The sequence below is a fragment of the Halobellus clavatus genome, from assembly GCF_900107195.1.
Lineage (GTDB): Archaea > Halobacteriota > Halobacteria > Halobacteriales > Haloferacaceae > Haloquadratum > Haloquadratum clavatum.
In genome coordinates, this window is the sequence record NZ_FNPB01000006.1 from 179,018 (window position 1) to 204,503 (window position 25,486).

Annotated in this window: 27 protein-coding genes; 9 read left to right on the forward strand and 18 right to left on the reverse strand. The window is 66.8% G+C overall.

Features of this window, described 5'->3' with window-relative positions:
- The first annotated feature begins 36 nt into the window (after positions 1–36).
- Together BLU74_RS10700 and BLU74_RS10705 are read left to right on the forward strand one after the other, a co-directional pair.
- On the forward strand, positions 37–1,035 hold the full coding sequence (locus BLU74_RS10700) for an ornithine cyclodeaminase family protein (protein ID WP_089767278.1): 999 nt from the start codon (positions 37–39) through the stop codon (positions 1,033–1,035).
- Between the two features lie 20 nt (positions 1,036–1,055).
- Positions 1,056–1,526: a carotenoid biosynthesis protein gene (locus tag BLU74_RS10705; RefSeq protein WP_089767326.1), complete on the forward strand. Its 471-nt coding sequence runs from the start codon at positions 1,056–1,058 to the stop codon at positions 1,524–1,526.
- A 15-nt stretch (positions 1,527–1,541) separates the two neighbouring features.
- On the opposite strand, the gene BLU74_RS10710 is transcribed toward BLU74_RS10705, so the two are convergent.
- The 5 genes from BLU74_RS10710 to BLU74_RS10730 all read right to left on the reverse strand — a co-directional run bounded on the left by BLU74_RS10710 (position 1,542) and on the right by BLU74_RS10730 (position 6,915).
- A complete protein-coding gene (locus tag BLU74_RS10710) occupies positions 1,542–2,609 on the reverse strand; it encodes an mRNA surveillance protein pelota (protein WP_089767279.1) in 1,068 nt (355 codons plus the stop codon).
- A 35-nt stretch (positions 2,610–2,644) separates the two neighbouring features.
- Entirely contained in the window at positions 2,645–3,154 is a 510-nt protein-coding gene (locus BLU74_RS10715; protein WP_089767280.1) for a hypothetical protein, read from the reverse strand.
- A gap of 167 nt (positions 3,155–3,321) precedes the next feature.
- Entirely contained in the window at positions 3,322–4,071 is a 750-nt protein-coding gene (locus BLU74_RS10720) for a DUF4013 domain-containing protein (protein ID WP_089767281.1), read from the reverse strand.
- A gap of 164 nt (positions 4,072–4,235) precedes the next feature.
- On the reverse strand, positions 4,236–6,344 hold the full coding sequence (gene rqcH / locus BLU74_RS10725) for a ribosome rescue protein RqcH (RefSeq protein ID WP_089767282.1): 2,109 nt from the start codon (positions 6,342–6,344) through the stop codon (positions 4,236–4,238).
- Between the two features lie 100 nt (positions 6,345–6,444).
- Positions 6,445–6,915 carry a hypothetical protein gene (locus BLU74_RS10730; RefSeq protein WP_089767283.1) on the reverse strand — a complete coding sequence of 157 codons (471 nt, stop codon included), beginning with the start codon at positions 6,913–6,915 and terminating at the stop codon, positions 6,445–6,447.
- A 128-nt stretch (positions 6,916–7,043) separates the two neighbouring features.
- On the opposite strand from BLU74_RS10730, the gene BLU74_RS10735 reads away from it, so the two are divergent.
- From BLU74_RS10735 to BLU74_RS10745, 3 genes are read left to right on the forward strand one after another with little or no spacing between them, the layout of a single operon-like run.
- Positions 7,044–7,628 (forward strand): DUF8114 family protein, encoded by a 585-nt coding sequence (locus BLU74_RS10735; protein WP_089767284.1) that lies wholly within the window; start codon positions 7,044–7,046, stop codon positions 7,626–7,628.
- A gap of 3 nt (positions 7,629–7,631) precedes the next feature.
- Positions 7,632–8,534, forward strand: a complete 903-nt coding sequence (locus tag BLU74_RS10740; RefSeq protein WP_089767285.1) for an RNA methyltransferase — start codon at positions 7,632–7,634, stop codon at positions 8,532–8,534.
- 23 nt (positions 8,535–8,557) lie between these two features.
- On the forward strand, positions 8,558–9,550 hold the full coding sequence (locus BLU74_RS10745; RefSeq protein WP_089767286.1) for a M48 family metallopeptidase: 993 nt from the start codon (positions 8,558–8,560) through the stop codon (positions 9,548–9,550).
- A gap of 6 nt (positions 9,551–9,556) precedes the next feature.
- Here BLU74_RS10745 and BLU74_RS10750 read toward each other — a convergent pair whose 3' ends face one another.
- The 7 genes from BLU74_RS10750 to BLU74_RS10780 all read right to left on the reverse strand — a co-directional run bounded on the left by BLU74_RS10750 (position 9,557) and on the right by BLU74_RS10780 (position 16,091).
- Entirely contained in the window at positions 9,557–11,467 is a 1,911-nt protein-coding gene (locus tag BLU74_RS10750) for a methyl-accepting chemotaxis protein (protein ID WP_089767287.1), read from the reverse strand.
- A gap of 105 nt (positions 11,468–11,572) precedes the next feature.
- Positions 11,573–12,004: a desampylase gene (locus tag BLU74_RS10755; protein WP_089767288.1), complete on the reverse strand. Its 432-nt coding sequence runs from the start codon at positions 12,002–12,004 to the stop codon at positions 11,573–11,575.
- A 1-nt stretch (position 12,005) separates the two neighbouring features.
- Positions 12,006–12,350 carry a rhodanese-like domain-containing protein gene (locus tag BLU74_RS10760; RefSeq protein WP_089767289.1) on the reverse strand — a complete coding sequence of 115 codons (345 nt, stop codon included), beginning with the start codon at positions 12,348–12,350 and terminating at the stop codon, positions 12,006–12,008.
- A 2-nt stretch (positions 12,351–12,352) separates the two neighbouring features.
- Positions 12,353–12,652 (reverse strand): sulfurtransferase TusA family protein, encoded by a 300-nt coding sequence (locus tag BLU74_RS10765; protein ID WP_089767290.1) that lies wholly within the window; start codon positions 12,650–12,652, stop codon positions 12,353–12,355.
- 138 nt (positions 12,653–12,790) lie between these two features.
- On the reverse strand, positions 12,791–13,735 hold the full coding sequence (locus BLU74_RS10770) for an NHL repeat-containing protein (RefSeq protein WP_089767291.1): 945 nt from the start codon (positions 13,733–13,735) through the stop codon (positions 12,791–12,793).
- A complete protein-coding gene (locus tag BLU74_RS10775; protein ID WP_089767292.1) occupies positions 13,735–14,790 on the reverse strand; it encodes a sulfurtransferase in 1,056 nt (351 codons plus the stop codon). The genes BLU74_RS10770 and BLU74_RS10775 overlap by 1 nt, the downstream gene beginning before the upstream one ends.
- Positions 14,790–16,091 carry a YncE family protein gene (locus tag BLU74_RS10780; protein ID WP_175454616.1) on the reverse strand — a complete coding sequence of 434 codons (1,302 nt, stop codon included), beginning with the start codon at positions 16,089–16,091 and terminating at the stop codon, positions 14,790–14,792. Before BLU74_RS10780 ends, BLU74_RS10775 begins: the two co-directional genes overlap by 1 nt.
- 155 nt (positions 16,092–16,246) lie before the next feature.
- On the opposite strand from BLU74_RS10780, the gene BLU74_RS10785 reads away from it, so the two are divergent.
- Positions 16,247–17,455: a YeeE/YedE family protein gene (locus tag BLU74_RS10785; RefSeq protein ID WP_089767293.1), complete on the forward strand. Its 1,209-nt coding sequence runs from the start codon at positions 16,247–16,249 to the stop codon at positions 17,453–17,455.
- Positions 17,456–17,551: 96 nt separating this feature from the next.
- Complete coding sequence (locus BLU74_RS10790; RefSeq protein WP_089767294.1) at positions 17,552–18,583, forward strand: PLP-dependent cysteine synthase family protein; 1,032 nt, start codon at positions 17,552–17,554, stop codon at positions 18,581–18,583.
- Between the two features lie 24 nt (positions 18,584–18,607).
- Here the strand turns inward: BLU74_RS10790 and BLU74_RS10795 are convergent, their stop codons facing one another.
- Entirely contained in the window at positions 18,608–18,874 is a 267-nt protein-coding gene (locus BLU74_RS10795) for a MoaD/ThiS family protein (RefSeq protein ID WP_089767295.1), read from the reverse strand.
- A 110-nt stretch (positions 18,875–18,984) separates the two neighbouring features.
- Between BLU74_RS10795 and ubaA the strand changes: the two genes are divergently transcribed.
- Both ubaA and BLU74_RS10805 read left to right on the forward strand, forming a co-directional pair.
- Entirely contained in the window at positions 18,985–19,839 is an 855-nt protein-coding gene (gene ubaA / locus BLU74_RS10800; RefSeq protein WP_089767296.1) for an SAMP-activating enzyme E1, read from the forward strand.
- A gap of 87 nt (positions 19,840–19,926) precedes the next feature.
- Positions 19,927–20,310, forward strand: coding sequence for a SaoD/DsrE family protein (locus tag BLU74_RS10805; protein ID WP_089767297.1), 384 nt, complete (start codon positions 19,927–19,929; stop codon positions 20,308–20,310).
- Between the two features lie 18 nt (positions 20,311–20,328).
- Here BLU74_RS10805 and gatE read toward each other — a convergent pair whose 3' ends face one another.
- From gatE to BLU74_RS10825, 5 genes are all read right to left on the reverse strand, one after another.
- Complete coding sequence (gene gatE / locus BLU74_RS10810; protein ID WP_089767298.1) at positions 20,329–22,197, reverse strand: Glu-tRNA(Gln) amidotransferase subunit GatE; 1,869 nt, start codon at positions 22,195–22,197, stop codon at positions 20,329–20,331.
- A gap of 66 nt (positions 22,198–22,263) precedes the next feature.
- Complete coding sequence (locus BLU74_RS18940; RefSeq protein WP_175454617.1) at positions 22,264–22,428, reverse strand: HVO_2901 family zinc finger protein; 165 nt, start codon at positions 22,426–22,428, stop codon at positions 22,264–22,266.
- A 93-nt stretch (positions 22,429–22,521) separates the two neighbouring features.
- Positions 22,522–23,229 carry a class I SAM-dependent methyltransferase gene (locus BLU74_RS10815; RefSeq protein ID WP_089767299.1) on the reverse strand — a complete coding sequence of 236 codons (708 nt, stop codon included), beginning with the start codon at positions 23,227–23,229 and terminating at the stop codon, positions 22,522–22,524.
- Positions 23,226–23,993 carry a hypothetical protein gene (locus BLU74_RS10820; RefSeq protein ID WP_089767300.1) on the reverse strand — a complete coding sequence of 256 codons (768 nt, stop codon included), beginning with the start codon at positions 23,991–23,993 and terminating at the stop codon, positions 23,226–23,228. The genes BLU74_RS10815 and BLU74_RS10820 overlap by 4 nt, the downstream gene beginning before the upstream one ends.
- A gap of 79 nt (positions 23,994–24,072) precedes the next feature.
- Entirely contained in the window at positions 24,073–25,482 is a 1,410-nt protein-coding gene (locus tag BLU74_RS10825; protein ID WP_089767301.1) for a class II fumarate hydratase, read from the reverse strand.
- Positions 25,483–25,486 lie beyond the last annotated feature (4 nt).

Sequence of the window (25,486 nt, forward strand, 5' to 3'; positions counted from 1 at the left end):
CGCACGTTCTTACCGCTGGCCGTCGAACCGCCGGGTATGACAGAAACGTTGTTCCTCTCCAGTTCGGCGGTTGACGGGCTCGCGACGCCCGCAGAGTTCGTCGAGGCGGTCCGCGACGGCTACCGTCAGCGCGGGGAGGGCGCGCCCGCCGAACCCAGGGCGAAACTCACGAACGCCGACCCGCCGGGCTTTTTCACCGCCTACGCCGCGGTCCTGCCAGACACGGGTGCGATGGGCGGTTATATGTACTCCGCCGGCTTCGGAGCCGAGGACGCCTGGTTCATGACGCCCCTGTTCGATGCGGAGTCGGGCGAGCCGCTCGCCCTCGTCGACGGCGCGAGTATGAACCCCTACAAGACGGGAGCAGCGGGTGCCGTCGGGGCCGACGCGCTGGCTCGGGACGACGCATCCTCGGTCGCGATCATCGGGAGTGGACCCCAGGCGAAGGGACAACTCCGGGCGCTGTCGACCGTCCGCGACCTCGAAACCGTGTGGGTGTTCTCCCCCACGAAGGCGCACCGTGAGGACTTCGCCGGCGAGATGGATCGACGGCTCGAAGCGAGCGTCGCGGCCGTCGCCTCCGCTGCGGCCGCTGTGGAGGGGGCCGACATCATCGTCACCGCGACGAACGCGAGCGACCCTGTGTTCGACGGCGAGGCGCTCGATCCCGGGACGCACGTGACGGCGATGGGACAGTACGACCCCGAGAAGCGCGAACTCGACCAGACGACCATCGAGCGGGCCAAGTACGTGCCGGATCTCCGCGAGCGGGCCTTCCAGGACGCGGGATCGTTCCTCCACGCCCAGGAGGCCGGCGTGATCGACGAGGACGGCATCCACGCCGAACTCGGCGAGGTTGTCGCCGGCGAGGCCCCCGGCCGCGAGTCCGCAGAGGAGATCACGGTCTTCGACAGCGGCGGCACGGGCATCGAGACCGTCGCCGGCGCATCTCTGCTCTATGAGAAGGCCGTCGAGAAGGACCTGGGGACGACGCTCGACATCGCGCCCGGGAGCGAGGCACTCACCGGCGAGTGACGCGAGCGACGCTCGCCACGATGTCACGGACTCGAAGATTTGCCGTCACGACCGTCGTGCTGGGGGTCATACTACTGGCTCACGCGGCCGTCACGTGGCCGCTGTTTGCCACGGCCGCCCTCTTCGGCGGCGGCGCAGTCGTCGCCTTCGTCGCCGAGGGGTTCGTCATCGCACTTGACTGGCTCGAACACCACATCGGGCCGAAGGTCCTCGGCGTGCCACTCTACGTTCTGTTTGGCTGGACGGGCATCGTCTACCTGACATTCCGGATCGCGCTCCTCGCTACCGACGGCTGGGCGGCCGTCGTCCTGGCCGCGGGGCTCGCGACGACGTACGACGTCCTGACCGACCACTACGGCGTCGAAAACGGGCAGTGGACGTACCGAGATTCGCTTCCCGGACCGCGGTTCCGTGGCGTCCCGTGGTGGAACTTCGCCGGCTGGTTTCTCATCAGTTGCCTCACGTCGGCGCTGGCGCTCCCGTTCCTGTGATCCGTGAACCCAGCGCTACTGCAGTCGATAGCGGAGTAACGCCGCGATCCCACCGAGGTTCCGCAACTGTCGGCCCGGATCGAACTCCCCGGAGAAGACGGTGACCTCGCCGCCCTGGCGTTCGACCGACTGGATGACGTCGTTGACGTCGACGTCCCAGTCGCCCTCGCCCTGTCGCTCCTGGCGGAGGCGGTCGTCGACCACGAGCAGTTCTTCGACGGCACCGAACTCTGCGGCCTCGGCGACCGCCTCGATCCCGTAGGCAACCTTCTCACCCTGCGATATCCCCGCCATCAGGTCGTCGATCAGTTCTGCCTCCTTCGAGATCCGCGTCTGTGTCTGGACCTCGTCGACCGCGCCGCGCTTGAGCACTTCGTGAACGCCGCGGTCCCCGACGGCGGCGGTATCGACCATCGTGATCAGGTCCGCAGTCTCGGGGTGCGTCTCCTCGATGTGGTCGCGGGCGTCCTGCTTTGTAAAGCCCGGACCCGCGAGAATGATCGCGTCGACGTCCATCCGCGCGAGCGCGTCGGCGAGTTCCGAGAAGAGTTCCGAGCGCGGACGGGCGTACGCTCCCTTCCCCGTCGGAGCGGTGAACGAGAAGCGCTCTTCGGTGCCGTACTGGGCGACGGTGTGGATGTGCGCTTCTCCCTCCTCGACGGTCGCGATCGCCACGTCAGCGTTCTCAGCCGCCTCTTCGGCCGCTTCGATCCGTTCGATCTGATCCGGTTTGAAGTGCTTCTCGATGGTGAGTTCGTCGTGCTCCTCGACGTTGATCGTGTGGTGGTGTCCGAGTTGGTCCTCCCGGGAACACTCGACGATTTCGCCACCGACCCGGAGCCGATTGGCGAAGCGGGCGAACTCGACGTCGTCGACTTCGATCGTGACGAAGAGGTGTTCGCGCTGTCCCCCCGTGTCCCGAAGATTGTCCTCGTTGCGTTGGATGCGACGGGTCGTGTCCCCGGAGACGAAGTCTCCCGATTCGAGGACGTGCGAGAGGTGCCACAGGTCGTCGACGTTCTCGGGCACCAACGTCATCCGCTCGCGGCCCTCCTCGCCGCGGCCGCGACTCGAAATACGCATACGTGCTGCTCCGCGGCCACGGCGGAAAGATCCTGCTATCCGTCGGTGTCTCGCCACGCGAACGCCAGCGCCGCGAGGTTGCCGGCGGCGAGGAGGCCGCCCAGCAGGTAGGACCCCCGCTCGACGCCCAGTAGACGAACAGCGCCGATCACCCCCGCGAGGACCGCGAGCAGTCCGACGATCTGTCCCAGGCCGCCTACCAACTCGGCCTTGTGCTCTGCCGATAGCGAAGGCGGTGAGAGCGTCCGACCGGATTCCTCGTCGGGGGATTGATTCGCAGTGTCGCCCCCGTTCGGTGCCCCGTCGATGACGGCGTCTCTGATTCGGTCCCACAGATAGATCGAGACCCCGTTGGCGCTCAGCAGGCTGGCCGACACCACTCCCCCGAATCCCACGCTTGGGGAGTCGAGCACGACGAATCCGACGATCCCTCCCAGGAGAAACCCCAGACTTCCGATACCGTGACCGGTGGCTCCCTGGAGGGACGCCACGCCCGAGAAGCGCGTGACTTCGTCGGCTATGTCCCGTGGGGAATCTGCGGACATCCTGACTGGAGTGAGAAACGGTACCACGACCTGGGCATTAAATCTCCGCACACGTCGCGTCGGCGGACAAAGAGTGACCATCGGTCGCGGAGTGATCTGGCCCGGAGGGGTCGTGCGCCCCTCCTCAACCGATGAGGAGCGCGCGGAGCCGTGACGCCCGAGCGGCTTCACACCGCCGGCCGTTCGTCCATCGAGTCACGCTCGTCGTTCACGTTCACCTCGTGGAGTTCGCCCCAGGCGTGCCCGATGAGGTAGTACGCAGCGACCGCGCCGTAGAAGCCGAGGAAGCCGCCAGCCAGGAACCCGACCGGGGGAATCGCGTTCAGCGCGCTCGCGACCAAGCCGAACACGAAGATGATCCCGAGCCCGGAAACCCAGGCCGTCGCGTAGGTTCCAGTGGTCAGCACGGGACGGAGTTCGCGGAGCGAGAAGGCCCCGCTGAGATCCTCGCGTTCGGCCAGGCTCGCGAGTGCTGCGGGCACGACGTAGGCCGCAAGCAGGCTCACAGCGAACGCGACGACGCCGCCGACGAGGACCACGAGCAGTCCGAGACCGGCCGCGAGGCCGCTCCGGGGGCCGAGCGAACCGGCCACCCCGCTCGCCGACCCGCCGACCACGAGGAACGAGAGGACCCCGCCGCCGAGGACGAGTGCCGCGACGAGTGCGGGGACGAACCCGTAGACGAAGACGACGATGAAGGCGCGGATGCCGTCGCTGAACAGGTCGCCCCAGTCGTCGAAGACCGGCGCGTCCTCGTTGCCGTGCATCGTCTCGCGGACGACCCGGACGAGATAGCCGAGGACGAGGATCGCAGGGATCACGAGCGGGCTGAGCAGGCTCAAGATTCCCCCGATGAGAACCGTGGTGACCCAGGAGTCTTCGTCGTTGCGGAGGTACTGTAGGGATTGTTGAATCATTGGCTTCACCGAGCGACGGAGGTGGTCTGTTCCGATGTTCGCTCAGTTACAGAGACGCGGTGAGTCAGCATAAATACATACTGAACGATAATAGCAGTTGACACGACAGCAACGGAGCGTCGCGTTCCCCACCGCCGCGGTACCCGCTCTGCCCGCCGGTGCGCTCACTCCTCGACGATCTCGCTGCCGCCCGGCGGGAGGAACTCTTGGATCTTGTCGGGGCTCGCGACCTTCCGGAGGAACGACTGATCGGTGAATCGCTCCTTGAACTTTCGGTAGAGCATCTTCGCGGCGTCGTTCTGCGCGTAGCGTCCGGGTTGCAGTCGGACCGAGGTCTCGACGCGGTCTACGATGGCCGCCGGCGGCCCACCGAGGACGCGCGTCTCGCCCTCGCACTGCACGCCAATCGACACCTCGGCCTCGACGTCTCGGAAGTACGTCCGGTCCCCGCGGATCACGAATGATCCCTTCTCGATGTACTCCCCCGACTCGGGCGTCTTCGACACCTGATCCGGCGTCACCATATACGCCTCACCGGCGAAGCGGCCCTCTTTCCACGTCGACGAGTACGAGACCGCGAACTGAGCGGCTTCCTCCTTCGTCGCCTCGGGGAACTCGACTGCCTCGGAGGGCTCGGACGGGCCGGTCGCCTTCACGATCGTCACCGGTCCGCCGTGGGCCTGCGTGTGGAAGAACAGGTCGTGCGTGTCGAGGTACTTGGTGACGATCTCCTCGTTTTGGTCGGCGTTGCGGCCGCCGATCACGAGGAAGCCGTCTGAGGTGCGGAACCACCGGAACCGTTCGTACCACTGTTCGGAGGTCCGGATCGGGACTGACTCGACGGAGAGCCAGTCGCGGTCCTCGCCCTCCGCCTCGTCGTCGGGTTCCGCCTCGCCCTCGTCGTCTGCCTCCCACGCCTCCCGCCGGCGCTTCACTTCCTCGAGTTCCTCGCGCGTGTTTTCGATCGCGGTCATCGCGCCTTCCTTCTTCTCTTCGATCCGTTTGGCCTCGGTGTAGAGACGATCGGCATTCTTCTCGACGCCGGTGTCGACAGTGACCGCGACCTCGGTGTCGTCGAGTTCGATCGTCACGGTTCCGTCCGCGCCGTCGACGTCGACGACCGCCTCCGCCGCCGGAATTCCCTGTTCGGCACCGGCTTCCAGCGTCTCGCGGATCTCGTCCCAGGAGACGTCGTTCCCGCGTGCCTCCTGGACAGTCGAGAGGACCTCGTCGACGAGATCGTAGTTCGCGTACAGGAGTTCCGCGCGGCGGCGCTCGGCTTCGGCCTGCTCTTCGAAGTTCTCGATCGCCCCCTCCTGCTGGTCGATGATCCGCTTTTTCTTCTCGATCTCGGCCTCGAAATCCGGCCGCTGCTGCCCCATCTCTTCTGGGTCGTCGTCTTCCAGATCGAGGCGGTAGAAGTACTCGTCCAGCGCGTCGTTGAAGTTGTCGTACCCCTCACTGTCGAGGCCCTCGCGCTCCCGTTCCTCCAGCGGGAACGGCGTGACGTCGACGACCGCCTCGTCGTCGGTGTAGACACGAGGATCGAAATCGCCACTCCGGAGTCGCGTTCGGAGTTCCTCGATAGCGTCGTGGATCGCGCGGTACTGTTCGTCGCCCGCGTCTTCGATCGACATCGTCTTCTCGACGCCCGCACGGGTGCAGAGCTCCTCGGCGTAGAGTCCGCCGAGGTTCAACTGCGTGGCGAGCGTCCGCACGACGTCGGTATCGGAGTCGTCCATCCGCTGCTCGAGGGTCTCGTACCCCACGGTGAGCGGATTGAGCCGCGATGCGGGGAACTCGTACTGCGACCCCGGCGCGACCGTCCGAGATTTCAGTCGCACGGTCTCGAGGCTCTGGACGACCTCACCGGTCTCATCGAGCACGGCGACGTTCCCCTGGCCGAAGAGTTCGACGACGAGTCGGGTGTTCTCGTCGCCGCGGGCGAACTCGAAGACCAGAATCCGGTCGAACTCGAACTGCTCGACGCCGACGAAGTCGGCCCCGGAGAGTCGATTCCGCAGCATCATCGCGAAGTTCGGCGGCCGCCCCGGCGCGTCGGGGACGTGTTCGGGGTCCGCGGTATGCGCGCGCTTCACGTCGCCGACTTCGAGGATGAGTTCCACCCGACCGCGATCGAAATCGCGCATCCGAAAGCGGAGCAGGTCGTCGCCGTAGAGATAGGCCTTGTCGACTTTTGCTCCCTCGTACCGGTTCAGTTCGGTGACGAGGGCGGCCAGATCGACGCTCGTGAGTTCCCGCTTCGGATCCATACCCCCTGATTCTCCCGGGGGAAAGAAAAGGCGCACGTTCCGGTCACCGCCGTCCAGCCGAGTGGGTCTGCATCGTGAGTCGCCGCGGCGATCGAGCGGTTCACCCGGCCCGATCGACGAGTCGCCGCGCTCCGGCGCCGACGACGAAGCCCGCCGTCCCCACGCCGACCGCGATCGCTGCTCCGATCCCCAGGGCGGTCAACATCGTCGCACTCGGGTACGTGAGGTCGAACAGGCCAAGCGGGAGGTAGAAGCCGAAACTCGGACCACCGGCGAGCGCGACGCTGACTACGAGGCCGTCGTTGTGGTACGCCCCCGCCGCGGCGGCGACGAACGCCAGTCCGACGAGAAGCGGTAAGAGGAGACCGAACGGGAAGGAGACCCCCCCGACGAGGCGAGGCGGGAGGTGGACCAGAAACGTCCCTGCGAACAGCACGCCAGCGACCGCTGCGAGTCTGACGGCCGTCCCCGGCCGACGCCCGAGCAGCAGTCGCTCGGCCCGTGGCGACAGTCCGAGCGAGCCACGATTCCCGGCTGTCGTCTCGGACCCGCCCGTATCTTTGTCTCCCATAATGGGTTCTTCCCCGTGCCCGCTCTTCATACTTCGGTCGAGCCAGATCGACCGCCCACCGGGGCCGTGATCGGACGGTCGCCCCGGAGACACGCTGTTTTTATTTGCCGGTACGCTATCGTCCGGTAATGACTAAGATCAGCATCGGCCTCCGAGGATGGCGATTCGACGAGGAAGCGGTGTTCTCCGAGGACGGGGAGTTTCGCCCGCTCGAGGAGGTATCGGACGACACCCGAAAGCGGCTCATCCGACTGACCTATCTTCAGGGGAAGCCCTGCGACGCCTGCTACCTGATCCACGGCGAGGCGGAGAAAAATCGGGCGAATCAGGCCGAAATCGTCTACGGCGAGCCGATGGAGGAGGTCCTCCTCTGTCAGACGCACGAACCCGACTTTCTCTACTGGTTCCGCGAGGCGGGCGGCAGCGAGCGCACCGGGACGGAGACGTTCCGCGACGAGTTCCACGAGTGGTTCGCCAGCGGCAACCGCGCCCCGGAGGGGTACGCCGGTCTGGAGTACGTCGACACCGACCCCGAGGACCTCCCATCACCTCCGGACCCCGAAGAACTCAATCAGCGGCTCAACGAGAACTACGACGGCGAGCGCAAGAAGATCGACCTTCGGACCGGCGAGATCACGGTCGTCGAGGACGAGGAGGACGACGTCCCCTCGCTCGACGCCGCCGAACTCGACCGCGATTACCCCACCAAGTAGTCGATGGCGCCACGCACTCAGGACCCCGTCGTCGTCGTCGTCGAACCCAAGACACCCGGCAACGTCGGGACGATCGCCCGCGCGATGAAGAACTTCGGGCTCACTGATCTGAAACTGGTCGATCCGCCCGAACTCGACGAGGACGGCGAGGCGTACGGCTTCGCCGGCCACGCCCGCGAGGACGTCCTGCCGAACGCCGAGGAGGTCACCTTCGACGCGGTCGTCGAGAACTATCACACGATCGGGACGACAGCGATCACGAACGAGGACAGCAGACAACACACGCGATTTCCGTTCAAGACGCCGGTCGAGATCCGCGAGAGTCTCGCGACCGTCGACACGGAGACGGCGCTGGTGTTCGGTCGCGAGGGGACCGGCCTCGACAACGAGGAGTTGCGACGGCTCGACGAGGTGTGTTCGATCCCCGCCAGCGCCGAGTACCCCGTGTTGAACCTCGGACAGGCAGCGACAATTCTCCTCTACGAACTCCGAACGCTCACCGTCGGAGAGACGCAACTCCCGGACGTCGAGCGCGAGCGCGCCGCCGAGGCGGAGATCGACCGCTTTTACGACTTCTTCGAGCGGTTCCACGAATCGGTCGAGGGGCGCGAGCACAAACGGGCGAAGACGAAAGTGATGATGCGGCGACTGCTCGGCCGCGCCCACCCGACGGAGCGAGAGATCACCACGCTCACGGGGATCTTCCGCCGGACGAACGAACTCTTGGGCGATCGCTCCTTCGGCGATCACACCGACGACGATCCCGACGGCTCGGACCCAGCGAGTGATGGAGCCACCCCCGCCGAGAGCGGGGACGCTGCTCACGCTGCGGACGACGACACCGCTCCCGGCGAAGGCGATATTACCGGTCGCGGTCGAACCCCCGCCGAATCGGATCCCGACTGAACGGCCCACTGGTCACCCGAAGGATGCCCGCATCCCCACCCGATCCCGCCGAGCGATACCGACGCGGTCGCGTGAGCCGTCTGGGGGCGGTGCTCGTCGGACTCGCCGCGTTCGGTTTCTACGGCTTGCTCGCCGCGGCGAGTCTCGGCATCGTCCTGGCGGTGTGGCAGATCCGACTCGACCCCGTCGCGGCCGTCGCCGGCCTCCTCATCGGAACGGTCCTCGCTGCCTTCCTGTCGCTCCGGATCGGGACGCGACGCGTCCTCTCGACGCTTGCGGCCCGCGAAGTCCCGAAGTCACGGCTCCCGCGGGTCTACGCGATGCTCGAAGACCTCGCGGCCTCGATGTCGATCGAGTCCCCGCGACTCCTCGTGGCCCGGCTGGAGTCGCCAAACGCGTTTGCGCTCGAAACCGGCGGCCAGAACACGGTGGTCCTCGACGCCTCGCTCTTTCGACTGCTCGACGGCCCGGAACTCGAGGCGTTGCTCGCGCACGAACTCGCGCACCTCGAACGCCGCGACGGATTCCTCGGGAGCATCGCGCTCGCGCTCTCGCAACTCGTCATCGTCGTCTTGGAACTCGTGCTGTCTCCGGCGGTGTTTCTCCTCACCGGCACGGCGCTGTGCGTCGCGTGGATCCGCGGTGACCCCCGGTCGTGGTCTGCGACGCTCCCGGGACGCATCCGGGGCCGGATCGAATCGGGCGTCGCCCTCGTCGGTATGACGGTGACGCTCCTCATTCGGGCCTACGCGCGTCGCCGGGAGTTCGGGGCCGACGAGCGGGCCGCCGAGGTGACGGGACGCCCGCTCGCACTCGCGAGTGCGCTCACGAAGATCGACCGGGCCGCAGCGCCGCGGTTCGGGTCCCTCTCGCCGGTCTGGACGCACGGTGAGGTCGAATCCGAAGAAGAGCGTCGCCTCAGGCAGTACGTTTCGACACATCCGCCGACCGAAGACCGGGTTTCGCGGCTGCAAAAACTGGCCGAGCGGTCGGCGTCCGAGGCCCGGGGTGAGTGACCGGCGTTACTCCGGACGACCGCCGTCGTTCATCGCGACGTTCATCCCCGGCCCGGCGTTGGTGTCGGGGTCGGGCGTCTCCATCGCCTCCCCGCCGACTTTGAATCGCGAGAGGAGCGATTGCAGTTCTTCGGCCTGTTCGGTCAACTGCTCGACGTTCGAGCTGACCTGAGAGATCGACGCGGCCTGCTCCTCGGCGGCCGCGGACACTTCGCCCGCCTCGTCTGCGGTCTTCCGACTGATCTCTGCGACCTCTTCGACCACGGAGACGGACTCCTCGGCGCTCTTCGCCTGGTCGTCGGTCGCATCGCTGATCTCCTGGATACCACTGTCGGTCTCCGCAGTGTTCGCAGACACCGTCGTGAAGGCTTCGAGGACCTCTTCGACGGCCTCGACCCCTTCCGACATATGTTCCTGCGCCGTCCGCGCCTGCTCGACGGTCGTCGAGGTCTGGCTCTGCGTCTCCTGGATGAGTTCCTCGATCTCGGTCGCGGACTCCTGGGTCTCCTCGGCCAGTTGCTTCACCTCGTCGGCGACGACGGCGAACCCGTCACCGTCGCCGTTCCCTGCGGAGCTGACACGTGCGGCCTCGATGTTGGCGTTCAGTGCGAGGAGGTTCGTCTGCTCTGCGATGTCGCTGATCAGTTCCACGATGTCGCCGATCTCGCTCATCCGCTCGTCGAGGTGTTCGACGTTCGAGAGCGTCGAGTCGATCGCGGTCTGTGCCTCCTGTGCGTCGTCGATCGCCCCCCGAGCGGTCGACTCGCCGGCATCGGCCACCTGCGCCGTCTCGTGTGACGTCTCCGCGACCGACTCCGCCGAGGAGGCGACCTCTTCGACGGCCGCCGAGAGATCCGTCATCTCGTCGTAGACGTCTTCGAGCATCTCGCGCTGGTCGTCGGTGCCGCGTGAGATCGTCTGCACCGCTTCACTGACGTCCTCGCTGGCTTGCTTGACCTCGCCCGCGCCAGCACTGGCCTCCTCGCTGGCCGCGGCGACCTCTTGGGAGAACGCCTGAATGTCCTGCACGGCGGACTCCATCTCGTTCATCATCACGTTGAAGTCCTCGCCGATCTGCGCCATCGCTTCGCTTTCGGTCTCGGTGTCGAGCCTGACGCTGAGGTCGCCGTCGGCCGCCCGCCCCAACTTCGCACTGAACTCGTCGGCCTTCGCCTCGAGGTGCTGATTCATCTCTTCGACCTCGCGCTGGCGAGCCTCGGCTTTGGCCTTCAGATCCTCGGCCGCCTCGGTCTCGGCGAGTTGCTCCCGCGCCTCTTCGCGCGACCGCTCGATCGAGATCCAGTTGGTCATCAGCGCAGTACAGAGCATCAGCACGAACGCGGCGTGGATGCCCGCCCAGATGAACGGGCGCGTGGCACCCGCGGCGTGATTGTAGACCATCTCCGGCATCAAGAACCCGAAGACCGCGTGCTGGATCACGACGAAGATGATCGCCAGCCCGAACGGGACCCAGTCCTCATAAACCGCGACGATCCCCATTACGACGAAGAAGTGGAAGTGGGCCTCGATGTACCCCCCCGAGAAGTACACGAGGACCGCCGAGGACATCACTAACCCGAGCGTCGCCAGCGAGGTTCGGACCCGCCGACCGAGTCCGGGATAGGCCGCCAGCAACGCGATGGCGGTGACGACCCCTACGCGGAGAACGATCGTTTGCAGTTCGATTGCTGGAATCTGTGCCCCCGAGAACGACTCTGTGCCTTCGTAGAATCCGAGCGCGAGTAAGAACGGAATGTGTGCGAGCAGTGCCAGCACGATGTTCCGATGCCGCTTTCGCCACGTCTCGTCGGGGATCGTGTCCCCACTCGGAATGTACCTGATGTAATTCCGGATTGCAGATTCGATGTTTCTCAGCCCCGGACTTCCCCCCACAGATCCGGCCGTAGCCTTTACCATACACTAAGCGAGGCTACCCCGAGGAAAATACTTTGCCGCTAAGTACCAAATATAATAATTACGGTGGCTTCCCTATTTGCGGGAAGATTCGCCACTCCGGTGGGTTCAGCCGCTCCTTTCGTCGAGGACGACGGTCTCGCGCTCGAAGCCGTCGTCGGTCCACCGCCACGACCCGAGGTACGGGTAGCCATCGAAGGCACAGATCACGTACGAGTAGCCCGGCCAGGTCGCGCGCTCGGCGTCGGTTTCGCTCGGGTGCGGCGGTCCCGACGGGTGCGTGTGATAGAACCCGACGATCTCGAGGCCGGCGTCCTCGACCGACTCGATGACCTGAAGCTGTTCCTCGGGATCGATCGCGTACCGGATCTGGGGGGTCTCAGCGACGTTCTCCGTTTGGTGGACCTCGTGGACGACGCTCTCGTCGTCGCCGTATGCTCCGGCGAGGACGCCGCAAATCTCCTCTGCACCGCCGTCGTAGCCCTGATAGACGATGTCGTCGTAGGCGTCCCGTGCGAGGACGAGGTCGCGAGCGCTCACACTACTCCTCTGCGGGCGTCGTCTCCGATCCCGATTCGAGCTCGTAGTCCCACGCCTGATAGCCGCCGGACATACTCCGCACGTTCTCGGCGTCTTCGACGTCCTCGTAGCTCCCGATCAGCCGGGCGGCCTGGATGGATGACTGTCCGATGGGACACGCGACGACGACGTCGTCGCCCCACTCGATCTCGTCGATGCGACTCGGGAGTTCGGTCATCGGGACGTTGATGGCGCCGGGGATGTGGCCCTGTTCGAACTCGGCCTCGTTCCGGATGTCGATGACCTGCGGCGCGTCCTCTGATTCGAGGCGTTCGTGGACTTCCTCGGGGGTGACTTCGTCGACCATCGTTATCGCTTCCGGAGGAAGATGCGGTAGCGTCCGTCTCCGCTCTTCCAGACGTTGGCCTCGGCCAGATCCTCGACGGCCTTCGGGACGTTCTCGGTGCTCGGGACGTGGTCGGTCTCCTGGACCAGAAGGTCACCGGACGACAGGCCCTGGATGGCCTTCTTGGCCTCGACCTGCGGATACGGACAGACCTCACCGGTCATATCCTGTACCTCGTCGGCCGTGTCGTAGAGCTCCTCGGCGGTTCCGTCGTCGAGTTCGTCGGGAAGGTCGACGACATCTTCCCAGCCGCTTTCTGACATACAGGACTATCGGTCATCTGCAAGCATACTCTTTACGGACGTCGCAGGCATCTCCCGTATCTTTGACGCGGACTCAGCAAGGTGCGATCCGGATTCTCGTCCCACCGAGCGCAGAACCGAGTGTGGTGGACGCGATACTCACAGCACCAGCGGTTCGAAGGGATCCGCCGGCGTCTCACTGGTCCAGATGACCTCGCGGTCAGCCGTCGAGACCAGACTGATCAGGTCGTCGTCGTAGTGAGCGACCACGACGGTGTCGCCGTCGCCCGTCGGGGCCGCGGCGAACGCCGGGGCCGGAAGCGGAATCGAGCGCTCGGTGTCGAGCGACAGCATCCGGTCCCGGTCGCGGTCGAGGACCCAGGGCGTCCCGTCGACGGCCGCAATCGCCGTCGGCCGGCCGCCGACCTCGTGTACTGTCGGGTCCGAAAGAGCCGGCGTGAGCGACGTCACGGTCCCGTCATCTCTGCCGGCGACGAGGACGCGGTTCGCGACCACGACCGCCTCGTAGGGGTTCTCACCCACCGACGCCCTCGCCGTCACCCCCGTGTCGTCGACGCGGACGATCCGCGCCCCGGCCTGATCGACGGCGTACACCGCTCCGAATCCGGCGTCGACCCCCTGAATCCGCGCGTCTCCGTCGGTTTCCATCGTCCGCTGGACCTGTCCCGCGTTCGGGTCGACGACTGAGACGGTTCCGTCGACCCGACTGCCGACGTACGCTAAGCCGCCGGTGACGGCGACGTCGTGCGGCTCTGGACCGACGCCGACGCGCCGCCGGAGCGAGCGTGACCCGGCGTCGATGACCGCCAGAACGTCGCCGCCGGTACAGGGAACCAACACCAGCCCGTCGTCCGTCACGGCGAAGTGTGAGGGGCCGAGTGTGCCCGTCCCGATCCGCGTAACCGCTCCGCCGTCGACGACGCTGATCGCACGCGCACCCATCGTCGCGACGAACACTGCGCTCCCGACTGCGGCCAGGTGAACGGGGTGCGCTCCCACGTCGATCCGGCCCCGTTCGGTGCCGTCCTCGCCGTCGCAGAGGAGCACACAGTCCGCGCCCGCGCAGGGGACGGCGACCAGCATCAGCCAGTGCAGGAGAACCCGCCGTCGCCCCCGCCGCCGGCGCTGCCTGACGTCTCGACGACGGTCGTGGTCTTCGTCTCCACGGGGTAGCGGCCACGGCTGTCGGCCGGGACGTTCGCCCACTCGGAGAAGCCGCCGTCGTACAGGCAGACGTCCGCCGCGCCGAGCGACCGGAGCACGAGCCACGTGTGGGTCGGATTGATGTTCCCCTGCCCGTACACGGCGACCCGGTCCTGCTGGCTCAGTCCCGCGCTGTCGAAGTATAGCCCGGCGAGCGTCCCCGGCTCCGCGAGCATCCGACTTTCGACGTTGCCGGTCCAGTGGACGTCGACCGCGCCCGGGATGTGCCCGTGACGATCGTTGGTGTCGACTAACGCCTGCGACTTGCGCGCGCCCAGGTACGCCTCCGGCGACCGCACGTCGAGGAGTCCCGGGCCGTCGGCGTTGAACGAACCCAGCCGGTCGGCGATCCAGTCTCGCGTCACGACGAGTTCCTCGCGTGGCGACGCCTCGTACGTGGCTTCGGGAGGCGATCGGGAGCCGACCCCGACGCGACCGTTCCAGGCCTCGTAGCCGCCATTCAAGACGGAGACGTCGCCTTCGTGGCCGAGGTACTCGAGGACGAACACGACCCGTGAGACGCGGGAGCCGACGCTGCTGCCGTACACGACGACGTCGGTGTCGCGGGTCACGCCGAGCGCGCCCAGTCGGTCGGCGAGCGCGTCTGCATCCGGCACTCGTCCCGAATCAGTCTCGGTCTGCGGCGTGAGGTCGTCGATCGAAACGTGGCGCGCGCCGTAGACGTGCTCGGTTCGGTACTGCGACCGACTCCTCGCGTCGAGGAAGATCTCCGACTCTGCGCCGACTTGATCGGGGCCGCGGAAGTACGCCACGTTGCCGCTGATCGAGGCCGCTTCGGCGACGTCGGCGGGTGTGCTCACGCCGGCACAGCCCGCCGTGCTGGCGACGCCCGCGCCGGCGGCGGCCGTCAGCAGTGAGCGACGGGTCAGCGCCCGGTTGGTCGCCGACGAGTCGGCGGGACTGTCGTCGCTCATTACAGCTGGTGGCCGCACGCGCAGTTCCCGATGCAGTACGTCGTCCCGGCGTTCGAGAACTCGACGCCGAGCGTTGCCATCGTGGCCATCAGATCACTCGCGGTGTCGGTGTCCGGGCGGACGGTCCCCGCAGTCGCTCCGTACGGCTTCGAACCGACACTGATCGTCTCCGTGATCTCGCCCGCCGCGTGATCGATCACTTTGACCTCGTCGGACGTCTGCACGGGAACGTAGAGTTTCTCCCGCGATGGTCCCCACGTCCCCACGAAGGCCGAGCCGCCGACGTCGAGTCGGGCTGTCACCTCGGCTGCCTCCAGATCGATGACGGTCACGTCCTCGGAGTTGGCCGTGAAGACGTACGCGGTCTGGGAGTCCGGGCCGACCTCGCTGGTCAGCGGCAGGGCTCCGAGGTCGTCTTCGGCGGTCAGTCGCGTGACCTCCTCGGGGTTTTCCGGGTCGCTGACGTCCCAGATGCTCTCGGTCCCGTGGTCGCCCTCGTTGTTCTCGACGAGGAGCGTCTCGCCGTCCCAGGTGGCGGTGTCCATCCACGGAGCGACGGCGTCGACGCCGTCGACGACCGGGTCGACGTCGACCTGGGTGACGATCTCGAACGGATCGATCCGGAGCACGGTGAGCGTGTCGCTGTAGATGTCCGGAACGAACGCGTACTCGCCGTCGGGGTGGACCGTGATGTCGCACGGTCCCGGGCCGTCGTTGTCGCCGCGGCCGCCCTCGGGCTTCCGGTCGATCTCTGCGGTGACCTCGCCGAACGTGTCCGAACTCGGGTCGGCGTCGAGTCGGAACTGCTTGTGGGTCGGCTCGCGCGCACTGACGACCAGGTGGGATCCGTCCGGCGTGACCTCTTGCCAGTTGGCGCCCGAGCCGGTCTCGAAGGCGGTCTCCTCAGAGAGTGACGCGACGTCGACGCCGCGGACGCCGTTGTCGACGTTGAGCCACGCCACCGATCGCTCCTGGTCGAGTTGGTCGACGATGTACTGATTCGAGGGGAACGACGCCGTCGCGCCCAGATACGTCGTCGTCACCAACTCGTCGGCCGCGGCATCGATGACGCTAACAGTCATATCGCCCGTGTTGAAGACGAACACGGTCGGCGGGCCGGCGTCGCCGCTCCCGTCTCCGGATCCGTCACTGCCCGTCAACCCGGTGCACCCCGCTGTGGCGGCCGTGCCGGCGGCCGCGGAACTGGCGAGGAGCGTCCGGCGGGAGACCCGGCCGCCGTCATCGTCCCCCGAAGTGCCCCGGTTCGGATACAGGATGTCGTCTGTGGACTCGTCGCTCATTGTCGGGTACACTCCGCGTATGCGGTTAGGTACGTCGGAGCGATCAGCCATTGCCCGTTGTCCCCGACGCGTGCAAATGTTGCCGTTTTCAACGTCAACGGGCAAGACTGATCTGTTTCGTCAAAGGGACGCGGCGGGAGCGAGAGGGACCTCGTATGCCTTCGCTCTCGCCACTGGGGTACGTCCTCGTCTCGATCGGGGTCGGCCTCGCCTTCGGAGTGCTCCTCCAGAAGGCGCGCTTCTGCTTCGTCAGCGCGTTCCGGGACTTCGTCGCGTTCAAAGACACACGGGTGCTGAAGGGCGTCATCGCGGGCGTGATCGTGATGACGCTGTTCTGGAGCCTCCAGGCGACCCTGGGCTTCTTCCGGGGGTTCTGGACGCCGCCGTGGGGACTGGCGTCGCTGTTCGGCGGCTTCGTCTTCGGCATCGGAATGACGATGGCCGGCGGCTGCGCCTCGGGAACGCTCTATCGGGCCGGCCAGGGGTACGTGCAGTTCTGGATCACGCTCCTGTTTATGGGGGTCGGCTACGTCGCCTTCGCGTACGCGTTCCCGACGCTCCGCTCGGTCTACTTCGAACCGCTTCGCTTCGGGTCGGGGGCGACGCTCTATCTGGCGCTGCCCTGGCCGCCCGCGTTGACCGGGGTGCTGGTCGCCGCCGCCATCGTCCTTCTGTACGCGTTCGTACGCGGGCGGTCGCAATTGCCGGACGAGCCACGCGGCGGGACCGATGCCCCCGCCGATGCCCGGGCTCAAGCGAGCCTCCCCACGCGGTCGGTGAGCGCCCTCTCGATCGGCCTCACGGAGCTGTTCGAGGGGACGCGGGCCTACGTCGAGGGGATCCGCACGGACGACCGCCCGCTCGCTGACCGGCTGCGGGACTCCTGGGACGCTCGGACCGCCGGAATCGGCCTCGCACTGGTCGCCAGCCTGTGGTTCTGGGTCTACGGCGCGTGGGCCATCACCGGGTCCGAGGCCAAGTGGGCCGGCTGGCTTCTCTCGCGCGCCGGCGTCGACGTCACCGGCGTCGAGTACTGGGGCTCGATCCTGTTTCGCGGCGGCGGCATCTCGGTCACGGTGGATATGCTGATGGTGCTGTCGGTCGTCGTGGGCTCGTTCCTCGCCGCGCGGGCGTCCGGGGACTTCCGGATCCGGTGGCCGAAGGTCGAGCGGCTTCCCAACCCGGTCGTCGGCGGCCTCCTGATGGGCGTCGGATCGCGCCTGGCGCCGGGGTGTAACATCGCGAACCTCTTCAGCGGCGTCGCGCTCCTGTCGCTGCACTCCATTCTCGCCGGTGCGGGGATCATCCTGGGGACGTACGTGATGACTCACTGGCTCTACCGGGAGGTGGGCTGTGCGATCTGACGGATCGATCCGTCCGGTGGCGACAGGGTCCGGCCGACTCCGAGAGACCCGTCCGGAGGCGGCAGCCATTTGCGCCCGCAGAGCGGTGATTCCCGTATGAGCGAGGCGACCTCGTTCGACGAGGCTCACATCGGGGAGACGCCGCTCGTCGAACTCGACGTCGACGTCCCGGCGACGGTCTACGCCAAGGTGGAGTGGATGAACCTCTACGAAGCGCCGTACGGCGGCGGGTCGATCAAATCCCGGATCGCGAAAGGGATGCTCGACGGCGCCGAGGCGAGCGGCGCGTTGACGCCCGACAAGACCGTCATCGAGCCGACCAGCGGCAACACCGGCAGCGAAGTCGCCCGCCTGGCAGCCGATCGCGGGTACGACGTCGAGATCGTGATGCCAGACAACGCGAGCGGCGGGAAGATCGGCGCGGTCGAGGACGCGGGCGCGGAGATCCACTTCGTCGACGCCGACCTCGGCTACGACGCGGTCATCGAGCGCTGTGAGGAACTGATCGCCGCCGACCCTGAGGGCTACTACCGACCGAATCAGTACGAGAACCCGGACAATCCGGGGACGCACGAGCGGACGACCGCCCCGGAGATATGGAACCAGACCGACGGCGAGGTGACGCACTTCGTCGCCGGGGCGGGGACAGGGGGGACGATCACCGGTACCGGTCGCGGCCTCCACGACCGGGGCGACGTGACGGTCGTCGGGTTCGAGCCCGGCGAAGCGCTCCACGCCATCGACGGGCTCAAATACCTCAAAACGGGCGACCACTACCACCCCGAGACCTACGACGACTCCGTCCTCGATGAGAAAGTGTACGTGAACACGGACGACGCGTACGAGCGCGCACGGGCCCTCCGTGAGCAGTATCGGGATCGCGAGATTCCGATCGTCGATCCCGGGCAGTACGACGAAGCGACCGTCAGCGAACACCTCCGCGTCGACGGCCAGTTCGTCGTCGGCACCTCCTCAGGCGCTGGCGTGCAGGCGATCCACGAACTGCACGCGGACTCGCCGCTCGATACAGACGATACGGTCGTGATGGTGCTCTGTGACCGCGGCGATAAGTACGCAGACATCCCGCTGTGGGCGGAGTACCTCGACGTCGACCTCGGCGAGGCGTAACCGTCCGGACGCTGTCTCGACGCCTCAGCGTCGCCCGCCGCTGGCGGCGGGAATGACGCGGATCCGGCTGTCGTCCTCGACCGACGCATCCAGGTTAGAGACCTCGTCGCCGTCGACGTAGACGTTGATGAACTCCTTGATCTCGCCGTCTTCGACCACGCTGTCGCGGAGTTCGGGGCCGTGTTCCGCGGCGTGGTTCTCGAACAGTTCCGCGAGCGTGCTGCCGGCGACTTCGACCGAAGAGGAGGCGCTGCCGCCCCCGAGTACCGCAGGTACCTTGATCTCGGGCATACCCTCGTTTGGCCGGTCCCACACATAAGCGGTGTGTCGGCGGCAACCGGAATAGCGGCAGGTGTGCACGTCTCCGCCGCGCTTATCGGCCACGAAATCCTGTCTGCGGTATGAGCGACCTCGACCTCGATCCGACACAGCTCGATCGGTACTCCCGACACATCATCATGGACGATGTCGGTCCAGAGGGGCAGAAGGACCTGTTGGATGCGAACGTCCTCGTCCTGGGGGCCGGCGGCCTCGGCGCGCCGATCATCCAGTACCTGGCGGCGGCCGGTGTGGGCACCCTCGGCATCGCCGACGACGACGAGGTCGAACTGTCGAACCTCCAGCGACAGGTCATCCACGGCAACGACGACGTCGGTCGCAAGAAGGTCGACAGCGCCGCGGAGTTCGTCTCGCAACTCAACCCGGATGTCGACGTCGAAAAGCACGACCTCCGGGTCCGACCCGACAACATCGAGGGCCTCATCGACGGCTACGACTTCGTCGTCGACGGGACCGACAACTTCCAGACGCGCTATCTCGTCAACGACGCCTGCACACTGGCGGGGGTCCCGTTCTCGCACGGCTCGATCTTCAAATTCGAGGGCCAGATCACCACCTTCGCCGGCGGGGACGACTCGCCGTGTTACCGCTGTATGTTCCCCGAGGCCCCGCCGGAGGGAATGGTACCCAACTGCGCGACTGCGGGTGTGTTGGGCGTCCTCCCGGGGACGGTCGGGTGTATTCAGGCCACTGAGACTGTGAAGGCGATCATCGGCAAGGGCGACCTCCTCGACGGCCGGATGGTGTTCTACGACGCGCTGAATATGGAGTTCGACACCGTCGAGATCACGAAGAAAGCCGACTGTCCCGTCTGCGGCGAGGACCCGGCGATCGACTCGGTCCACGACGTCGAGTACACGGCGTCTTGCGCCATCGACGTCACGCACGAGTCGGATCCCGAGATCTCGGCCGAGTAGGGTCTACGGAGACGGTCGCTCGTCAGAGACACCGGCTATTCGCACCGGGGTCGGTAGAGGAATGCTCCTGGGTCGAGACGACCGGGTGTGAAGGTCGCATACGTATTTGCCACGGCCGGCCAGACGATCGACTACGTGCTCGGTGAGATGATTCTTCCACAACTCGAGAGCGGGACCCACGGCGCCGAGGTCGTGGGGATGTTTTTCTTCCACGACAACACCTACGCGCTCCGGGAAGGTGACCCGATCGGCGAGCGACTCGCCGACGTCGCCAGCGACCAGGAACTGCTCTTGATGCTGTGTGACCAGTGTGCGAAGAAGCGTGGGCTCGCCGCGTCCGATCACACCGACGACGCCGGTCGAGAGCACTTCGAGGCGACGAACACGGTCGAGCCGGCGACCGTCGGCTGTTTCCCGGATCTGTATGCGGCACTCGGCGATGTCGGCGTCGATCAGGTGATTACTCTCTGAACGCCGCGAGGTCGGCGCTTAGGCGCGCTTCTGGATCTCTTCGCGGAGGACGTCGCTGACGACTTCGCCGTCGGCCTTGCCACGGAGTGCGCCCATCGCTTCGCCCATCAGGGCCGAGAACGCCCCCATTCCCTCCGCTTCGACCTGCTCTGCGTTCCGGTCGACGACGTCGCTGACGGCGTCGCGGACGTCGGCCTCCGAGACGCCCGAGAGTCCGGCCGCCTCGACGGCTTCCTCGGCCGACAGCGACGGATCCGCCGCCAGCTCGGTGAGCACGTCGCCGACGCCCTCTTTCGCGAGGTCGCCGTCTTCGACGAGCCGCATCGTCGCGAGCAGGTGCTCGTCTGTCAGTTCACCGACTGCGACGTCGTCACGACGCAGTTCCGTCAGCGTCGATTCGAGGAGTCCGGCCGCGAACGTCGCATCGATCCCCTCGTCGACGGCACGCTCGAACAGCGGCATCCGACGCCCGTAGGCGACCTGCTCGGCCAGTCCGGCGTCGAGTCCAAACTCGGCCTGATAGCGGTCGACCTTCTCGGTGAGCAGTTCGGGGGTCTCGACGGTCGAGGGGTCCAGTTCCACGGGGGGCACGTCGGTCTCCGGGTACATCCGCGCTGCGCCGGGCAGCGGGCGGAGATACCGCGTCGTGCCGTCGTCGTTGGCGCCGCGGGTCTCCTCGGGGATGCCCTCGAGCGCCGTCTCGGCGCGCTCGGCCGCCGCCTCGATCGCCTGTGCGGCGGTCTCGTCGTCGTCGGCGACGATCGCGACGGCGTCGTCGTCGCCGGCACCGACCGCTTCCGAGAGCGCCTCGACTTCCGCTGCCGTGACGCCGTAGGCGGGCAGTTCGTCCGTGTGGAAGATCCCGCCCGCGCCGTGCCGTTTGGCGTGATCGGAGAGTTCGGTTCCGAGACGGCGATCGGGCTGGATCTCGCGACCCACGAGGCCGTCGAAGCCGTAGAGTGGGACGGCCAGCACCGAGCCGCCGTCCGAGAGCGCGCCCCCGATAACGCCGGAGTCGGTCCCGGCGAAGACGTCGGAGACGTCCTGCACGTCACCGACGCTGGCGTCTCGCGCGGCCAGTTCCTCGCGGATGTCGAGCAGTTCGACCTGTCGACCGACCTCCTGACGGACGATGTCAGCGATCTGATCGAGCGCCTGGACGCCCTTGATTTCGACGCGAGCGCCCTCGGCGATCGAGACGTTGACGTCCTGCCGGATCGTCCCGAGCCCGCGCTTGACTGCGCCGGTCGATCGGAGCAACATCCCAATGGTCTCGGCGGCTTCCTGTGCCTGCGCGGGGGAGTCGATGTCGGGGCGCGTTCCGATCTCGACGAGCGGCACGCCGAGGCGGTCGAGCGAGAACGTGACGCCGTCGCCGCGTTCTTCGACGCGCTGGGCAGACTCCTCTTCGAGCAGTAGATCCTCGACACCGACCGGGCCGTCGTCGGTCTCGATCTGCCCGTCCTGCGCGACGAGCGACGTCCGCTGGAACCCGGAGGTGTTCGACCCGTCGATGACTAGTTTTCGCATCACGTGTGCCTGGTCGACGGGTTCCATATCGAGCAGGTCGGCGATCTGGAGGGCGACCGCGCGGGCCTCCTCGTCGAGGCGGTGTGGCGGTTCTTCGTCTTCCTCGACGAGACACGTGGTGTCGTAAGCGAGATACTCGAACTCGCGTTCGACCTGGCTCTCTTCGAGCGCCGCCTCGTCGAGTTCGCCGAGTTCGCTCTTCGTCGGGTGGAGATACCGCGTGAACGACCGCGTCGCCGAGTCGGGATCGCGTTCTTCGGTCGGACAGCCACAGAACAGTTTTGTCGCGGTATCGAGTTGCTGGTGGATCTCAAGGCCCGCGACGAGGCCGAGATCGTCGTAGTCGTACGCAGTCATTATCCTACGGTGCGCACGCCCGGGGTAAAAATGATTCAGTCCGCGTCCGGGCGAGCGGTCCGCGGGCTACAGTCGTCGCAGTCCGTCGCCGATGCCGCGCCCTTCCTCGCATTCCGGACAGGCGTAGTGCCAGCCGTCGGTCGTCGCCTGTCCTTCGGGAAACGTCTCGCCGCAGTGCCGGCATTCGAGGAGGTCGCGCCCCTGATCCCGACTGTATTGGAGCCCTTGCATACCTTGAGATCGATGGTTTCGAGTATCAACGTGTCGGTTTTCCTGTGGCTCTACAGCCGACGCCGAGCCGACTGGCTCCGCGGCTTCCGCCCGTCATTCGCTCGACCGGTGTCCCGCGTTCACTTCGATCGTCCCCCACACGTACCTCCGGGTGGTGACGGTGTCCATCTCGGCTTCGAGGGCACGGCGCGAGGCGGCCGTTCGCTCGTCGAGTTGGCTGAGCGGATTTGCGTCCTCGACGTCGAACAGTCGTGCGTTCACCCGGGCGAAAGCCTCGAGCGCGGCATTCGCGGGACGGGTCCCGCGGGGCGCGAAGTTGGCTACGACCACGCTGTCGGCGAACGCACACCACCGGCGGACGACCGGGGCGGGGTCCGAAAACAACGAGGTCACGAACGTCGAGAGCACGGCGTCGGCGTCCCGAATCGGTGGTCTCGTGGCATCGCCCCGAACGAGCGAGACGTTCGCCCAGCCCTGACGGTCGATCCGACGGCCGGCGCGCTCCAGCATCGGTCCGGTGATGTCGACGCCGACCACGCGGCCGTCGGGGCCGACGGCGCGGCGGAGCGCGGGGAGGTTGACGCCGGGGCCGCAACCGAAGTCGACGACGGTGTCGCCGGGGGTGAGTGAGAGCGCGTCGACACAACCTTCGCGCACCCCACCGACGGAGGCCGTCGCCCGCGCGAACCAACCGTACAGCGGGGCCCACGCGCCGTAGTTCCGCTGGACGCGACGGGCCTGCTCGAGGGTAAACGCGATGTCGTCGACCGCGCGGTCGGCGGGAGACTCCCGTCCCGTCACGGGTCACCGGCGAGCGACCCGGGCGGGGTCTTCGGCCACCACTGCTCGGGACCGGCCCGGGCGACCGTCGAGTAACACTGTTCGGAGCCCGGACACCCCCGCGGCCGCTGATAGTCGATGCCCCGCTCGCGAAGGTACGTCACGTACCCGTCGTCGACGCGGTCCAGTTTCTCGTGACAGACCCACCGTTCGCCGCACTGTCCGGCCGCGACGTCCCGGTACGGACAGGTGAACGTCGTCCGCTCGGCGCCCGCCTCGGCGTCGGTGTCGTCGATGCGGACGCCGACGGATCGGTACGCGAGTCTGAGTCGGCGGACGACCGCCGCCGGCGAGGACGCCCCGAGGAACAGTCCATGTGCCAACACGTAGCCGAACCCGTGGAGCACCCGTTCGAGCGGCGTCAACGCCGACGGCCGGTCGGTCAACAGTCCTCTCAGTTCGTTGTACCACCGTGACACGGCCGCGACCTCCGGACGGATCTCCGCGGCGGTCCGCAGGTCGTCGCGTCGGTCCTGAAGCGGCGCAGCGCCGTCAGAGAGTCGGACCGAAGGCACCGACTCGACGTGTTCGAGCACCCGTTCGCGCAGCACGTCGCCCTCGGTGTAGGCGGTCGCCAACCGGTCCAACTCCGGATGCCAGCGATCGATCATCGCGCTGTAAGCGCCGTCGAGCAGTCCGTCGATGCGTTCGACGGCAGCATCGTCGGGGCGCGCTGGGAAGTCCGCGACAGTCCGCCGTAGATCATCGGGACTCGGGCCTGCCATAGATTCACGTACGGGCGAAGCCACAAAAATCTCAGACAGCCGTCGCGTCGGTTCGGAACGGAAGCGAGCCGCCGCGTTCTCAGTCCTCGCCCAGGATTCCGCGGTGCGTCATCGACTCGGGATCGAGCACTTCGTCGGCCTCCGCCTCGCTGAGGTACCCTTTTTCGACGACGACCTCGCGAACCGTCTTGTCTTCTTTGAGTGCCGTCTTCGCGACGTCGCTGGCCTTGTCGTAGCCGATGGTGGGGTTCAACGCGGTCGCCAGCGCCATCGAGCGCTCGACCTGTTCCTCACAGACGGCCTCGTTGGCTTCGAGTTTCGCGACGAAGCGCTCGGCGAACACCGCGGCGGCGTTCGCGAGCAGTTCGCTCGACTGCAAGAAGTTGTGGGCGATGACGGGCTTGTAGAGGTTCAGGTCGATCTGGCCCTCGGCGGCCCCGGCGGCGACGGCCGCGTCGTTGCCGACGACCTGTTTGTGGACCTGATTGACGGCCTCCGCGACGACTGGGTTGATCTTCCCGGGCATAATCGAACTGCCCGGCTGATTCTCCGGCTGCTCGAGTTCGCCAAGGCCGTTGCGGGGCCCCGACGCGAGGAGCCTGAGGTCGTTCGCAATCTTGTTCAGCGATCCCGCCACGGTCCGGAGCGCCCCGTGGGCCTCGTTCATCGCGTCGTGGGCGGCCTGCGCCTCGAAGTGGCTGTCGGCGGGCCGGAACTCGAGGCCGGTCTCCTCGGAGATGTACGCCGCGGCGCGCTCGGGGAACTCCGGATGCGTGTTGAGTCCCGTGCCGACAGCGGTCCCGCCGAGGGCGAGTTCACCGAGGTGATCGCTGACGCGCTCGGCTCTCGTCACGCCCTTCTCGACCTGGGTCCGGTAGCCGGCGAACTCCTGGCCCAGTCTGACCGGCGTCGCGTCCTGCAGGTGCGTACGGCCCGTCTTGACGACGCCGTCGAACTCGGACTCCTTGGCTCCGAGTTCGTCCGCGAGCGTCTCCAGCGCCGGGACCAGATCTTTCTGGACGGATTCCAGTGCGGCGACGTGCATCGCAGTCGGAATCACGTCGTTCGAGGACTGCCCGTAGTTCACGTGGTCGTTCGGATGCACGACGCGGTCGCCGATCGACTCACCGAGGATCTCGGCCGCGCGGTTGGCGATCACCTCGTTGGCGTTCATATTCGACGAGGTGCCCGAACCGGTCTGGAACACGTCGACCGGGAACTCCTCGTCGTGGTCGCCCGCGATGACCTCGTCGGCGGCCGCGACGATGGCGTCGGCGGTCTCCGAATCGAGGAGGTCGAGGTCGCGGTTGGCCTGTGCGGCCGCCTTCTTGACGATCCCGAGCGCGCGGACGAACCGGCGTCCGAACGAGATCCCCGAGATGGGGAAGTTCTCGACGGCGCGCTGCGTTTGCGCCCCCCAGTAGGCGTCTTTCGGTACCTGCATCTCGCCGAGGCTGTCCCGCTCGGTGCGGTACTCGTCGTCGGACATATGC